A 12,561-nucleotide genomic window follows, 5' to 3' on the forward strand; every position below is an offset into this window, starting at 1 on the left:
TATGCCAGCTTTTTCAACTCATGGAAGCAGCCAGCCACGCTGGCTGTTTCCTTTTGTCGTCACAGTCGTCTTTGTGCTCAGCGCCTTGCCACTGGGGCGACTGGCCTATACCGGCATCATATCGTCACTGAAAGGTGACATTTGGCCGTTGCTGAGCGATCCGGCTTTGTGGCAGGCCGTGGTCAACACCCTCTCCACCTCGTTTTTCGGCATGCTGATCTCGCTTGCGATTGGCGGCGGTTTTGCGCTGGCGCTGACGCTTTGCAATATTCGCGGCAAGTCTCTGCTGAGCTTCCTCTTCATGCTGCCGATGATGATCCCGCCACAGGTGACGGCGCTCTCCTGGATCGGCATGACCGGGCCTTCCAGCACGCTGTTGAAGGCAATCGGTCTGGCGCCGCCGCTCGGCTCTGCTCAGCCGCTCTATTCGATCTTCGGCATTTCGCTTCTTCTTGGCGTCCAGCACGCGCCGCTCGTCTATCTCTCGTTGCGGTCCGGGTTGCTGGCGTTGCCGCAGGATGGGATCGAGGCGGCGAAGCTCTCGGGTGCATCCTCCTGGCGGGTGCTCAAGGACATCATCCTGCCGCTCTCCATGCCGGGTCTGATTGCCGGTGCCGCGATCGCCTTTGTCTCGGGGGTCGGCAACTTCGGCATATCCGCCATTCTCGGCATACCGGCCTCCATCTTCACCCTGCCGACGCTGATCTACAGCCGCTTCTCCAGTTTCGGCAGCAGCACCTTTGGCGATATCGCCATGCTGTCCGGCATGATCGCGATCATCTCGGTTCTCGGCCTCGCAATCCAGGAACGGGCAATGAAGGGGCGTGATTATCGCATCATCGGGCTTTCCGGCAAGGCGGCCACCTTCCAGCTTGGGACATGGCGTCTGATCGTCGAGGCCCTTCTGTGGCTCTCCATCCTCATCATTCTCGTCGCGCCTTTGACGGCGCTCGTCGCAAGCTCACTTGCTCCGGCCTACGGTGTGCCGCTGACGCTGAACACGGCGACGATCCATGCGTATGAGGAAATCCTGTTTCGGCAGGCCGTGACCCGCACGGCCTTCATCAATTCGCTTTTTCTGGCGACAGTCACCTCCTTGTGTCTCCTGCTGGTGACTGTGCTGACGGCCTATTTCCTTGTGCGTGGCAAAAGCCGGTTCATGTTCCTGCTGTCAGCGTTGGTGGATATTCCCTACGCGCTGCCGGGCGTGGTCATTTCCGTGTCCTATGTGTTGCTGTTCGCGGCCCCGATCCCGCTTGTCGGCATCACGCTTTACGGCACGCTGTGGATCATTCTGCTGGCCTACTTCTCCTCCTTCTTCGCCGTGAGCCTGAAGCCGATGGTCAGTGCTTTCACCCAGTTCGACCCGGTGCTGGAAGAGGCGGCAAGGCTTTCGGGGGCCGGTTTCTGGAGGCGGATGAAGGACATCATCCTGCCGCTCGTCGGCCCCGCTGCGGGCGCCTCCGTCATTCTGGTCTTTCTGATTGCCTGCAATGAATTGACCGTCTCCGCGCTGCTCTGGTCGGCGGGTACGCAGACCCTCGGCGTGGTGATCTATAATCTCGATGATAGCGGCAGTTTCGATCTCGCCTCGGCACTCTCGGTGCTGGTGGTGGCGATGGTGATTGTGCTGATGCTGCTGCTCGAACTGCTCGGCCGCAAGCTGCCGAAGGGAGTTGTGCCTTGGCGAAACTGATCCTCAACCGTTTGTCGAAAAGCTTTGGCGGCGGCAAGCCTGCGGTCAATGATGTGTCGATGACGATCCGCGAAGGCGGCTTTCTGGCACTGCTTGGTCCTTCCGGCTGCGGCAAGACGACAGTGCTGCGGATGATCGCAGGCTTCGAGCAGCCGAGCGACGGGGCGATCCTTCTGGGTGAGCGGGTGCTGGCGGATGCCGGCAGCATGGTGCCGCCGGAGCGCCGCAACATGGCGATGGTCTTCCAGTCCTACGCATTATGGCCGCATATGACGGTGGCGGAAAATACCGGCTATCCGCTGAAGGTGCGTGGCATTTCCGGTGAGCGTTACCGCCGCAAGGTGATGGATGCGCTTGCAACCGTGCGGCTCGACGCTTACGCCGAGCGTCGCCCATCGGAGCTTTCGGGCGGGCAGCGTCAGCGCGTCGCGCTTGCGCGCTGCCTTGTGACCGAGCCCGACGTTGTGCTTCTCGACGAGCCGCTTGCCAATCTCGACCGGCATCTTCGCCAGGAGATGGAAGAGACATTTCGCGAGTTCCACGCCACCTCCGGTGCGACAATGGTCTATGTGACGCATGATCAGGCCGAAGCCATGGCGCTTGCGACAGATGTTGCAGTGATGTCGGAAGGCAGGCTGTTGCAGATGGCGCCACCGGCGGCGCTCTATGCAAGACCTGAGGGACGGCTCGTCGGCTCGCTGGTGGGCCAGGGCGCCATTGTCTCGCTCAAGCTCCCGGAAGCTGCGCCGCGGGCGCTGGATTGGGAGATGCTGAAAACAGCCATGCAGGCTGAAGAGGGAATATCTCCGGCAAGTGACATTCTTGTCCGCCCCCAGGACGTGCTCCAGGACGCCGAGGGTATCACCTGCCGGGTGAGCAGCATTTTGTATGAGGGCGAGCGTTACGCGCTGCGCCTCACCTTGCCGGATGGGCAGGCACTGCGTGCCTATTCCCGGGAGCCTGCGGCACTAGGGGCGATCTATCCCGTCGCCATCCGCTCGGCCTGGCGATTATAAACTGGGTCACTTGGCTTCCAGTCAGAAGCGACTAAGTTGGGCATTCATTCGGGAATGATTCATGTCGCTGCGGCTTGCCACTTTCAATATCGAGAACCTGATGACCCGGTTCGATTTCACCGGGTTTCGCAACCAGACCCGTCGCGATCGTGCCATGCAGCTTTTCGATGTGCGCGACGAGGCGACCTATAATGCGCTGGAAAGTGCGCGCATGCTGGCCTCTACCGATGACACGCGCCAGCTTTCGGCGCTCGCCATTGCCGATGCGGATGCCGACATCCTTTGCCTGCAGGAAGTCGATAACATGGCGGCCTTGCAGGCCTTCGAATATGGCTATCTCTACCGCATGGTCGGCAATGGCTACCGCCACAAATATCTGGTGGAAGGCAATGACAGCCGTGGCATCGATGTGGCTGTGGTCATGCGTGACGAGACCTTGGATGGCGAGAAGATCGAGCTTGTCGATATTCGCAGCCATGCAGCACTCACCTATCGCAATCTCGACCTGTTCAACGACGAACTGGTGCTGACCAATGCCATTGATGACAAGATCTTCAAGCGCGACTGCCTGGAGCTTGAGCTTAAGATCGGCGGCAAGCCTTTCTCTCTCTTCGTCACCCACCTGAAATCCATGAGCAATGCCCGCGAATCCACCGATGCGCGGCTTGGGACCATGCCGATCCGTGAGGCGGAAGTGCGCGCGATCCGTCGCATCATCGAGAACCGCTTCGGTCTGGATCAGGTGCGGCACAGCGATTTCGCCATCTGCGGGGACATGAACGATTATCAGGAGCGGGTCGTCATCGCCGGCAACCGCCGGACCGGCCACAGCTTCAGGCCGGTGACGGAGGCGCGTAGTGCGCTAGATCTCCTGACCAGGGATGGCTTTGCCATCAACCCGATGCAGCGCCGCGATGTGATGGATCGCTGGACGCTGTATCACTCCAGAGGGCCGCAGGAGCAGCATCTTTGCCAGCTGGACTACATCCTACTGTCGCAAAGCCTAGCCGAGCGCAATGCGGCACGCGTGCCGGAAATCATTCGCGGCGGGCAGCCTTACCGCACCGTCTTCCCGCCAGGGCAGGAGGTGGAGCGCTATCCACGCACCGGCTGGGATCGGCCGAAGGCATCGGACCATTGCCCGCTGGTGATGACGCTGGATTTGGGATGAGGCGACCCGCAGGCGTTCGCCTTTGAATATTCAGCGAGCGGTAAAGGTCTAGTCGTCTGAAACACAGCTGCCTGGGCCGAAGCCTAAGCGAGCAAGTTTCTCGCGAAGCGCATCGTCCGTTGCGGTTTCAAGAGACAACAGCCCTGTATAGGGATCGCCGGATTGTTTCAGGGCCGACCAGAAAGCCGGTTCAGTCTTCATACCCTGTTGCCGCAAACGCTTGATCGCCTCTTTGAAATCCTGACCGCCGATGGCAAGAAGCCGTCTTTCGATCTCGAAGTGGCGCCAGCCATTTTGGAGCGCAACCGGCTGCGGGCTTGCGAAGATCTCGAAGTCCCAGCCATGCGCATGAAACGTTACGATGATCGGCCGGTCTTTGGATATCCACTGCCATATCCGCAGGTCGCTCGTCGTGCCGTATGCGTTCTGAACATCCGTCAAAAACGCGCTGGGGTCCGGCGCATGGCAGAGAATGTCGATATCGCTCTTCTCTGTCTCGACGCCAAGAGGCGGCGTCCCGGCGACCCTGGGGTCATAGGCTCTCAAGGCTTTCAGGACGCCAAGTTGTTGAAGGGCGATTTCGAAATGAGGTCGCGTGATCTGCATCATCCCCGCAGCGAACATAACGGCTTATGGATGTTCGGGCCAAACCCGATCATCGGGACGTCGAGGTTGCAGCCCGTGACGAGCGAGCGTAAGGCGCTTTACACGCCTTCGAACTTCACCGTCACGCCGCGCTGGCGGAAATAGGCCTGCATCAACTTCCGCCCGGAGCGGTTGTTGTGCGAAAGCTTGGATGCGTCGAAGGTCGCCTCCTTCAAGCCCGCGTGCTTCAGCGCCGCCTTCAGGTTGGCGATGTGCAGATCGATGTCGGCATTGTCTGCGCGCAGCGATTCGTAAATGCGATCTGTCGCGTCCGCTACCGTCAATTCGCTCATCGTCATGCTCCTGTTCGTTCCGGCTGATGCTCAGCCTCAGTGCGGTTGTCAGAGCCACACTTTTTCCAGCAGCGCAAGCTTTTTGCCTGGCGAACCGGTGGAGGCTCTTTTGGGTGAGAAGGTTGGTCTGGCCTCATCTATCAAACAGATCGCCTCCCTTTTTGGCCGGACGGACAAATTTCTTCTTTACATAGAGGGGGAATCTGATAATTCGGCGGCACTGGCTTGCCCTTGTAGCTCAGTTGGTAGAGCACCTGATTTGTAATCAGGGGGTCGCGGGTTCGAACCCTGCCGGGGGCACCAGTAAAATCAAAGGCTTGGAGCCGTTTCTTCCCTGAAATATGTCGCATTGTGTTGTAAAGCTGTTCTCAACGTTTGCGGGGCGTTGGCGTCTGCCCGAGGCTGTTGCACGCAACATGGACTGCGACATGCAATAGGAAAATGGATCAGCCTGCATTCATTTGCTGTCGTGCGCGCTCGGGATAGGTACGTTGCAGAGCCACTATTACGGCATCGATAAGAGCATCGCTTGCTTCGATACTTCGGCCTCGCTCACGCCCATCGCCCAGGCGAGGGATCCTTTCATTGTCTCTTCATATGCCCTATCGTCACTCATCTCATGAGGGCTGAGTGATGGGCGAATTTCTGGTTTTTCTTGCGGGTTTGCCAAGCATTGCATTGAGCGCGATTTTCGGCGCCCTCTTTGGACTGGTTGGTGGTCTGCTCGGTGTGATTCTGAAGCGATGGGGGTTTACGAATGCGTGGAGGTACGCGGCTGGGATTGCGGTTGCGGTTTCTGTCCCCCTGACAAGCAATCTGATCAAACCCGCGATACAGGACGCCGCTTTAAACGATGGCCTGCCGAAAAAGCTTGACGATTTCACCATCCACGAGGCGACGAAAGTCATACCTGGTGGTGTCGAGTACCGCTTCAGATTGGTGGGTGCCATCCCGCCAGACTTCAAAGTCTCCGCAGTTAAGCAGAATAACCTGCAAGGGCTTTGCCAGATTTGGAAACCGGATTTAGACGCGGGCCGAGCAACCAATATTATATATTCTTACACATGGGACGGTGGCGCCGATGCCTATTCCGTTGTTCCAGGCGATTGCAAATAAGCGACAGAACCCGAGCCAGAAAGCCATATCCGGCTGACTCGGCATTTTCTCGCACGCCTCTGGCCGGATGTTTCAATCGCAGGCATAGAATAGGCCTCGCTGTCGTCGCCTGGAGGAAGAGAATGTTCGAAGCCGCTTTCGTGATCGTTTGGGGGCTGATTTACCTGGCCTGCTGGCTGCTGCCTTTTCATCTGTCCAAGCGTATCGCGATGCACCCTTATGCGGGATGGCTCCGTTTCCTCGTGATTCTCCTATGTTCGGTGCTGGCGATCGCCATCTGTTTTGTCAGCACCATCACCGTATTCGCGTACCAGATTGCGCCCGCCGGGACCTTTATGGAAACGCTGTTCGTCGGGATCGGGCTTTCTATCTGGGCGACCATGCGAGGCAAAAAGCGCGTGCCTGCCAGTGTTTTCGAATGAGCGTATGCAATTTGGCCCATCAGACTTCATCCTTGCGTCGCCGTTCCCGTTGCCCCTGATTTCTTTATTGCCGGGCTTTCCACAATTTTGTCCCTCCTTCGCCTATCATGGTCACGCGCAGGACAAATTTGCGGGTAATTGGCTTCGGCGCGCCGTTTCAGTTGCTGCGCGCTCTTCCGTGGTTTGGCGTTTTACGTTCAAAACCGTAGGCGAGGGGTGCCGTGGCTGGTGAAAATTGCGTATGATCCCGCCAGCCCTTATGCGTGGTCTCACCCGCAAAGGCGGATTTCGGTAATGCGAGTACAGGTGTTTCGGTGATCGATCCTTATGTTTTGCTGGGTGTTGAGCGCGAGGCCGATGAGGCTGCGATCAAGGCTGCCTATCGCAAGGCGGCGAAGAATGCCCATCCGGACAGCGGCGGGGATGCCGACCAGTTTGCCAAGCTGCAACTGGCCTATGATCTGTTGAAGGACCCGGTGCGCCGCAAGGTGTTCGACGATACCGGCTATGATCCGCAACTGGCCGATCCGAAGGATCTGAAGGGCCTGTTGATGCTGGAAACGCTGGTCAATGAGTTCATTCTCGATGAGCGCGAGCCGGGCAGTTTCGATCCGGTCGCGGCCATGCGGCGCAAGCTGACCGACGATATTCTCAAAAGCCGCTTCCATATTCTCGAGCTTGAGCGCCATCGCACCCGCGTGCGCAAGCACATGGACCGGCTTGGCATGAAGCCGGAAACGGATGTGCTTGGCTCCATGCTGCGCGCACGCAGCCAGTCGCTTGCCGAAGCGATCCGCAATGCCGAGCATCAGATCGAGGTCATCGAACAGGCCTATACGATGCTGGAAGGCTATTCCTATGAGCTGGAACGGGCTATCTTGGCCGAGCCTGTGCTGAAGGGCGAGGCGGCGGAGTAACGTCGTTCGCCCAAGCGCAGTGGTGCAATTCCCCGCCACGTGGATGCCTGCGGTCTGCGATTCATATTGAGATGTGAAACATGACCGGCCTACGCCGGACGCTCCTCAGGGACCGTTGACCAGTGCGAGAATGAGCTGATGCACCGCGCCGCCATTGGTGAGTTCGACCTTGTCGAAATCCCGCCCGCGCTGGCGCTGCTCGTCTGAAAGCTCCTTCAGACGCTGCTGTAAGACGGCGCGCACCTTCTGGCACTTCGGGTCGTCTTCCGCCCGCAGGCCGACGCTATAGGCCTCGATCTTCTTCACCATGTCGAGAATATGCTCGCCATGCACGCGTTCGTGCTTTTCCACGCCGGCAATGAAGCGCTGCCAGCTGGCCGCAACATCCGCCGGCAGTTTCGCCGGCGCCTTGGGCCATGTGTAGATGATCGTCAGGTTGGGTCGCGCGGTCGCCAGGATGCAGGCGCCATTCGGCTGCGGGCGGTAATCGCGCCGCCAAGTCAGCTTGAAGGTAGTATGGGCAACGGCCTGGACACCGGCCTGTGGCCCACGCTCGCCGATGGATCGATAGAGCTCGATGCCGGAACTGCCGGATATGGCATACGTCTTGATCTGTTCGGAGGGTTGCCAGTTCGCGGCTTGAGCTTGCGCCGCCATGGGTATCAGAGATGCCAGGAAAAAGCCCGCAAGGGCGGCGAGGGGGCGGAAACTGGGCAAGCGGAGAGTCCTGTTGATGATGCGGGGGACGATAAGCGAAGTGATGGTGAGCGGGCAAGCGGCTTGCGGATGCGCGTGATGCTAAAGCGCCGTGCGCCGTATTGGAGGCACCACGGACGCTTGATCTTTTGAACCGGCTCATTGTGTTTTCCGAAAATCGAGTCCGATTTTCGGGCCGATGCTGTACGTGGTTTGCCCGTGCACACCGCGTGTGACTCTCGAGACGATCTCCCTCCACGGAACCCCGAGACAACCGATATGCGGCAATGCATGGGAAGCGATCATCTCTCCACACTCGAGGCCTCAACCGCGCATAAAAAAGGCCCCTGCGCTTAGAGCACAGGGGCCGTTGATCGATCGCCCGAGGGCGCGTGCGATCAATCAATCGTCGAGCTTGTCGTAGTCCAGCTTCGGCGCGTTCTGCAGCGCTTCCTTGGTGGTGTCGACGTGAGCCTTCCACGTGCCATTGTCGTTGTTGATGGCAACGGAGGTCGGGTCGAGAACAACATAGCTCTCATTGATGCCGAGGAAGCCGCCAACGCTGGCAACGATACCGATGACGGCCTTGCCGTCGCCGATGACAACGTCTTCGATCTCGCCGATCTCTTCGTTCTGGGCATTGTAGATGTTCATGCCTTCGAGCTGATCAGCGGTCAGGTCGGTCTTCTGCACGTTGACAAACTTCAACGGGCCAGCTGGCTTCGTACCCATGGTAAAGCCTGGACCAGACATCATCGCATCAGCGCCGGCAGCGGCTGGTGCAGTTGCAGCCGGAGCGGCAGGTGCAGCAGTCTGGGCGAAAGCGACGGAGGAGGTCAGAGCTGCAACGGCAGCGAGTGCGAAAACCTTGTTTTTCATGAATGTTTCTTCCCTTTTGTATGCTGAACATTTTGTTCGGGGGAAGAACGGGTGGGGGCAGAATTGGTTCCAGCGCATGTTGCAAACTCATAGGTTTTATTTTTATCTTCGTACTCAACCCTGGGGTAGACAGCATTCAGCTTAGTGATAGAATACCGATCACTGGGGGGCGCTATGGACATTAAAACTTACCAAGATGAAGCCGCGAAGACTAACGTTACGAAGCATCCTCTGATATCTTTGCTTGGTCTGGCCGGTGAAGTCGGTGGACTGTATTCCGTTGTCAAGAAAAAACTTAGAGATAAGCCGTCACAGACTCAATTTCGAAACGAATTGGCTGAAGAGATTGGCGATCTACTGTGGTACCTGGCTGCAGTAGCTACCCATTACAACATTAATCTCGCTGAAGTTGCTGAGCAAAATTTGGTGAAAGCTAATGGATTCTTCGGTGGAAGCGAATCCCCTTTTTTTGATGAGCGGTATCCTGAGGCGGAGAGATTTCCTGATCGAATGAGGGTGGAGTTTTCTCTTGATCAGGAAGGCCGTGCTTCGATGTTTTATAACGGCATTCAACTCGGCGATTCTCTTTCTGATAATTCTCACGACGAAGACAAATACCGTTTCCACGACGCATTTCACTTGGCGTTCCTAGCGCATCTACATTGGTCTCCCGTCATTCGGAGACTTCTAAAAAAGAAGAGAAAGTCTGTTCCTTTGGTGGATGAGAATGAGGACGGTGCGCGAGCTGCTATTGTTGAAGAGGCTGTTGCAGCTCTCGTATTTGCTCACGCTGAGGAGGCAGAGTTTTTTCCAACGGTAGAATCGGTGCCATTGCGGTTGGTGACGCTAATCCAAAAGATAACATCAAAATTCGAAGTCAAAAATTGTTCTGCTTCGTCGTGGCGACAAGCGATACATGAAGGCGCACAAGCTTTTAAGAGGCTTGGGGAGAACGGCGGAGGTGTGATCGAGGTCGACCTCAATATGTCGCTGATGGAGGTAGAGTAATGGTCGCGTATGTTGTGAATGAACCTGTGACCGATCACGAGATCGATCTGCTAGCATCGGCTTCTGCTGGTGTAGTGGAGATAAGAAGGTGGCCGTCTAACGACATTTCATTGCCTGCTGATGCGTCTCTAGGAATACTCATCATTCGTGAAACAAGCGTTGTTGAGGAGGAAAGACGGGTTATTTCCTGTGTAGCTGCAGGCATAAGATTGGTCTGTGTTTATCTTGATGAGGTACTCGAGCCGGCGGAGATCGTGAAAAAATATTGTTCAGCGAACTGTTCACTCGGCGGAACAGGGTTTGCGGACGCCCTGAAGGGCGACGATAGTGTTCAAGTGGATCACAACGATCAGCCACTACCAAAAACCAACCGAAAGCATCATAACTGCTGATGAAAATCTATCGATACGTGATCGACCACGATATGGGCTTCTCGCCCAATCCGTTCTATGGCGTTTGCACGCTGGCCAACTGCAAACCCGTTATAAGGCGGGTAGCGAAAACAGGCGATTTTATCTTGGGTTTTGGTTCCGCGAATTCAGCTGTTTCAGGAAAGCTCATCTACTGGATGCTGGTCGAAGAGACGACCAATTTTGATCACTATTGGAAAGATCCAAGGTTCCAACGGAAGAAGCCTGTTGTGAACGGAAGTCTCATCAAGTTTTATGGTGATAATATCTATCACAGGGATGACCATGGTGCGATAGTTCAAGAATGGTCGTTCCATAGCCTCCCAGACGGTCGTCCTAATCCGAGAAACATAAAACGTGATACGGGTAGCACTTCACGTATACTTGTCGGCTCGGATTTCGGGTATTATGGGCGTGCTGCAATAACCGTTCCGGAAGAGATTTCGCCCGTTATCGCGAGAGGGCGAGGACACCGCACCAAGCTCAGAGGATGCTCGCCTGAGGACGTTGCACATTGGCTGCTACATTCTACGGAGCGAGGCTTTTGTGGCGAGCCACTAGGATGGAGCAGGATTTCTGCGTGACAAAGATTCTCAATTTTGTGGACCGGCTGGCTGGCACTGGATTGCCGGATTGTTTCAACCCATACTGCGATAAGTGCGAGGTGTTTGACCGGGAGAACGCGCCATCTATAAGGACGAAAAATCTTCTAACAATATTTGACGCTCTCAAGGATAAGCCTAGTGTCGATTTGTGGGTAGGGCGGGATCTCGGTTACAGAGGTGGCAGGCGAACCGGTCTGGCGCTAACAGACGAATACAGTTTAGATTTGTACGCGGTGCATCTTGGCTTGCCCCAGCTTCAAAGAGCCACAAGTGGGCCGCCAGTGAAAGAGAGAACTGCCGCCAACATTTTCGAAATTTTGTCGGTGCTGGCCCGTCCAATCCTGACTTGGAACGTGTTCCCCTTTCATCCTCACCGCTCAGACAATGTTTTTAGTAATCGCCAACACTCCGCGTCTGAAGCCAAGTTGGGCTTCTCCTTCCTACAAGAATTAGTCGAGATATTTCCTGTTAACCGAATTGTCGCAATCGGGAATGATGCAGCTCGGTGGACGACTCAGTTGCGAGGAGAGCATCTCCAAGTACGACACCCGAGCTACGGCGGCCAGACCGAGTTCCAGACGAAGATGCGTCGAGTGTACGGCATAGGGGTCCCACTTGAGCGTCAACCTACACTATTTTGAGCTATGAACCCTAATTTCGCTACCGTCTCACTTCCACTCCCCATCCACAAACTTCAACGCATCGACAATCGACACCTTCCACAACGACCAAACGTGATCGCCATCGGTAATCCGCAATTCCGATTTGCGGTTGTCGGCCTGTAGCGTTTCGTGCAGGGCAACCGCGCCGCGCCAGAGGTAGAAGCCGTCGTCGTCTCCGACGGTCAGGTAGGTGGCGGGGAGGTCCTGGGATTCGGCGATGTGTTGGGCGACGAGGGTGAAGACGTTTTTTTCGTTGAAGAGCCTTGCGTCGAAAGGTGTGCCGAAGGCGCCGGAGAAGTGGTCACCGGTCGAGGGCAGGACGATGCCGCTGGTGATGGTGGCGCGATCGACGCGGTGGAAGAAGGCGCTGTCCTGGATGAGTTTCAACTCTGCCGGGGTCTTGTCGAGATCGGAGGCGGGGACGTTCTGCCAGATGGCGCCCGACAGGCTGGCGACTGCGGCGTAAAGATCTTCGTGCGCATAAGCCAGATGCAGCGCGCCGAAGCCGCCCATGGAGAGGCCCGCAATGGCGCGGCCTTGCCCATCCTTGCGCACCGGCAGCGTCTTTTCGACATGGACACGCAGATCGCCGGTGATGGCGGTCTCGTAATCGCCGGGGCCATCGACGGCGGCGGAATTCACGTACCAGCTGTTCTTCACGCCCGGCATGACCACGACCAGCGGGCGAATGGTGCCGGCGGCGATCATGCCGTCCAGCGTCTTTTCGATATTGCCGAGATCGCGCCAGCTGTTCTGGTCGCCATCATGGCCGTGCAGCAGATAGAGCACCGGCCAGCCATTTTCTGGCGGTTCGCCATCCGGGCGATAGATGTTCACCGGGAGATCGGCGTTCAGCGCATTGCTGTGAAACGTGGCGCCAGTCAGCGTGCCGGCGAGGGCGGGTGAGGCGAAGCAGGCGAGAGCCAGGGCCGAAAGAGCAAGGTGGTGCAGCCGCATGGCGCTTCTCCCTCCGTTTCATTGCGCGCAACGGGAATGCCGTCGCGCGCTTGAAAGTTCCCGCGTTC

Annotated in this window: 15 protein-coding genes and 1 tRNA gene; 11 read left to right on the top strand and 5 right to left on the bottom strand. The window is 57.1% G+C overall.

The window, feature by feature from the left end:
- The first annotated feature begins 1 nt into the window (after position 1).
- The 3 genes from PVA19_RS09850 (at position 2) to PVA19_RS09860 (ending at position 3,883) form a co-directional block, all read left to right on the top strand.
- Entirely contained in the window at positions 2-1,696 is a 1,695-nt protein-coding gene (locus PVA19_RS09850; protein WP_274102233.1) for an ABC transporter permease, read from the top strand.
- Complete coding sequence (locus PVA19_RS09855) at positions 1,684-2,712, top strand: ABC transporter ATP-binding protein (protein ID WP_274102234.1); 1,029 nt, start codon at positions 1,684-1,686, stop codon at positions 2,710-2,712. Before PVA19_RS09850 ends, PVA19_RS09855 begins: the two co-directional genes overlap by 13 nt.
- A 61-nt stretch (positions 2,713-2,773) precedes the next feature.
- Entirely contained in the window at positions 2,774-3,883 is a 1,110-nt protein-coding gene (locus tag PVA19_RS09860; protein WP_274102235.1) for an endonuclease/exonuclease/phosphatase family protein, read from the top strand.
- Positions 3,884-3,931: 48 nt separating this feature from the next.
- On the opposite strand, the gene PVA19_RS09865 is transcribed toward PVA19_RS09860, so the two are convergent.
- Together PVA19_RS09865 and PVA19_RS09870 are read right to left on the bottom strand one after the other, a co-directional pair.
- Positions 3,932-4,489: a DUF4269 domain-containing protein gene (locus tag PVA19_RS09865; protein ID WP_274102236.1), complete on the bottom strand. Its 558-nt coding sequence runs from the start codon at positions 4,487-4,489 to the stop codon at positions 3,932-3,934.
- Positions 4,490-4,587: 98 nt separating this feature from the next.
- Complete coding sequence (locus tag PVA19_RS09870) at positions 4,588-4,821, bottom strand: hypothetical protein (protein ID WP_130979448.1); 234 nt, start codon at positions 4,819-4,821, stop codon at positions 4,588-4,590.
- 227 nt (positions 4,822-5,048) lie between these two features.
- Here PVA19_RS09870 and PVA19_RS09875 point away from each other — a divergent pair.
- The 4 genes from PVA19_RS09875 (at position 5,049) to PVA19_RS09890 (ending at position 7,276) form a co-directional block, all read left to right on the top strand.
- Positions 5,049-5,124 (top strand) — tRNA-Thr (locus PVA19_RS09875).
- A 330-nt stretch (positions 5,125-5,454) separates the two neighbouring features.
- The gene (locus PVA19_RS09880) at positions 5,455-5,937 is read left to right on the top strand and encodes a hypothetical protein (RefSeq protein ID WP_274102239.1); all 483 of its coding nucleotides are present in this window, start codon (positions 5,455-5,457) and stop codon (positions 5,935-5,937) included.
- Between the two features lie 122 nt (positions 5,938-6,059).
- On the top strand, positions 6,060-6,359 hold the full coding sequence (locus PVA19_RS09885; RefSeq protein ID WP_274102240.1) for a hypothetical protein: 300 nt from the start codon (positions 6,060-6,062) through the stop codon (positions 6,357-6,359).
- Between the two features lie 314 nt (positions 6,360-6,673).
- Positions 6,674-7,276: a J domain-containing protein gene (locus PVA19_RS09890; RefSeq protein ID WP_062426650.1), complete on the top strand. Its 603-nt coding sequence runs from the start codon at positions 6,674-6,676 to the stop codon at positions 7,274-7,276.
- 105 nt (positions 7,277-7,381) lie between these two features.
- On the opposite strand, the gene PVA19_RS09895 is transcribed toward PVA19_RS09890, so the two are convergent.
- Both PVA19_RS09895 and PVA19_RS09900 read right to left on the bottom strand, forming a co-directional pair.
- Complete coding sequence (locus PVA19_RS09895; protein ID WP_116492331.1) at positions 7,382-7,933, bottom strand: DUF922 domain-containing Zn-dependent protease; 552 nt, start codon at positions 7,931-7,933, stop codon at positions 7,382-7,384.
- A gap of 441 nt (positions 7,934-8,374) precedes the next feature.
- A complete protein-coding gene (locus PVA19_RS09900; RefSeq protein ID WP_062440716.1) occupies positions 8,375-8,851 on the bottom strand; it encodes a PRC-barrel domain-containing protein in 477 nt (158 codons plus the stop codon).
- Between the two features lie 174 nt (positions 8,852-9,025).
- Between PVA19_RS09900 and PVA19_RS09905 the strand changes: the two genes are divergently transcribed.
- The 4 genes from PVA19_RS09905 to PVA19_RS09920 are packed head-to-tail and all read left to right on the top strand — an operon-like array spanning position 9,026 to position 11,515.
- Entirely contained in the window at positions 9,026-9,859 is an 834-nt protein-coding gene (locus tag PVA19_RS09905; RefSeq protein WP_274102242.1) for a nucleoside triphosphate pyrophosphohydrolase family protein, read from the top strand.
- Positions 9,859-10,251: a hypothetical protein gene (locus PVA19_RS09910; protein WP_274102244.1), complete on the top strand. Its 393-nt coding sequence runs from the start codon at positions 9,859-9,861 to the stop codon at positions 10,249-10,251. The genes PVA19_RS09905 and PVA19_RS09910 overlap by 1 nt, the downstream gene beginning before the upstream one ends.
- Entirely contained in the window at positions 10,251-10,853 is a 603-nt protein-coding gene (locus PVA19_RS09915; RefSeq protein ID WP_274102246.1) for a hypothetical protein, read from the top strand. Before PVA19_RS09910 ends, PVA19_RS09915 begins: the two co-directional genes overlap by 1 nt.
- Positions 10,850-11,515 (top strand): uracil-DNA glycosylase, encoded by a 666-nt coding sequence (locus PVA19_RS09920; protein WP_274102247.1) that lies wholly within the window; start codon positions 10,850-10,852, stop codon positions 11,513-11,515. The genes PVA19_RS09915 and PVA19_RS09920 overlap by 4 nt, the downstream gene beginning before the upstream one ends.
- A gap of 27 nt (positions 11,516-11,542) precedes the next feature.
- Here the strand turns inward: PVA19_RS09920 and PVA19_RS09925 are convergent, their stop codons facing one another.
- Positions 11,543-12,493: an alpha/beta hydrolase gene (locus PVA19_RS09925; RefSeq protein WP_274102248.1), complete on the bottom strand. Its 951-nt coding sequence runs from the start codon at positions 12,491-12,493 to the stop codon at positions 11,543-11,545.
- Between the last annotated feature and the right edge of the window lie 68 nt (positions 12,494-12,561).

Origin of the sequence: Agrobacterium sp. CNPSo 3708, assembly GCF_028674915.1 — a bacterium.
GTDB classification, from domain to species: Bacteria; Pseudomonadota; Alphaproteobacteria; order Rhizobiales; family Rhizobiaceae; genus Agrobacterium; species Agrobacterium cavarae.

Bases quoted from the DNA above. Each gene is read 5' to 3' on its own strand.
- PVA19_RS09850 (WP_274102233.1), top strand. From the start codon at position 2: ATGCCAGCTTTTTCAACTCATGGAAGCAGCCAGCCACGCTGGCTGTTT.
- PVA19_RS09860 (WP_274102235.1), top strand. From the start codon at position 2,774: ATGTCGCTGCGGCTTGCCACTTTCAATATCGAGAACCTGATGACCCGG.
- PVA19_RS09865 (WP_274102236.1), bottom strand. From the start codon at position 4,489: ATGCAGATCACGCGACCTCATTTCGAAATCGCCCTTCAACAACTTGGC.
- PVA19_RS09870 (WP_130979448.1), bottom strand. From the start codon at position 4,821: ATGAGCGAATTGACGGTAGCGGACGCGACAGATCGCATTTACGAATCG.
- PVA19_RS09880 (WP_274102239.1), top strand. From the start codon at position 5,455: ATGGGCGAATTTCTGGTTTTTCTTGCGGGTTTGCCAAGCATTGCATTG.
- PVA19_RS09885 (WP_274102240.1), top strand. From the start codon at position 6,060: ATGTTCGAAGCCGCTTTCGTGATCGTTTGGGGGCTGATTTACCTGGCC.
- PVA19_RS09895 (WP_116492331.1), bottom strand. From the start codon at position 7,933: ATGGCGGCGCAAGCTCAAGCCGCGAACTGGCAACCCTCCGAACAGATC.
- PVA19_RS09900 (WP_062440716.1), bottom strand. From the start codon at position 8,851: ATGAAAAACAAGGTTTTCGCACTCGCTGCCGTTGCAGCTCTGACCTCC.
- PVA19_RS09905 (WP_274102242.1), top strand. From the start codon at position 9,026: ATGGACATTAAAACTTACCAAGATGAAGCCGCGAAGACTAACGTTACG.
- PVA19_RS09910 (WP_274102244.1), top strand. From the start codon at position 9,859: ATGGTCGCGTATGTTGTGAATGAACCTGTGACCGATCACGAGATCGAT.
- PVA19_RS09915 (WP_274102246.1), top strand. From the start codon at position 10,251: ATGAAAATCTATCGATACGTGATCGACCACGATATGGGCTTCTCGCCC.
- PVA19_RS09925 (WP_274102248.1), bottom strand. From the start codon at position 12,493: ATGCGGCTGCACCACCTTGCTCTTTCGGCCCTGGCTCTCGCCTGCTTC.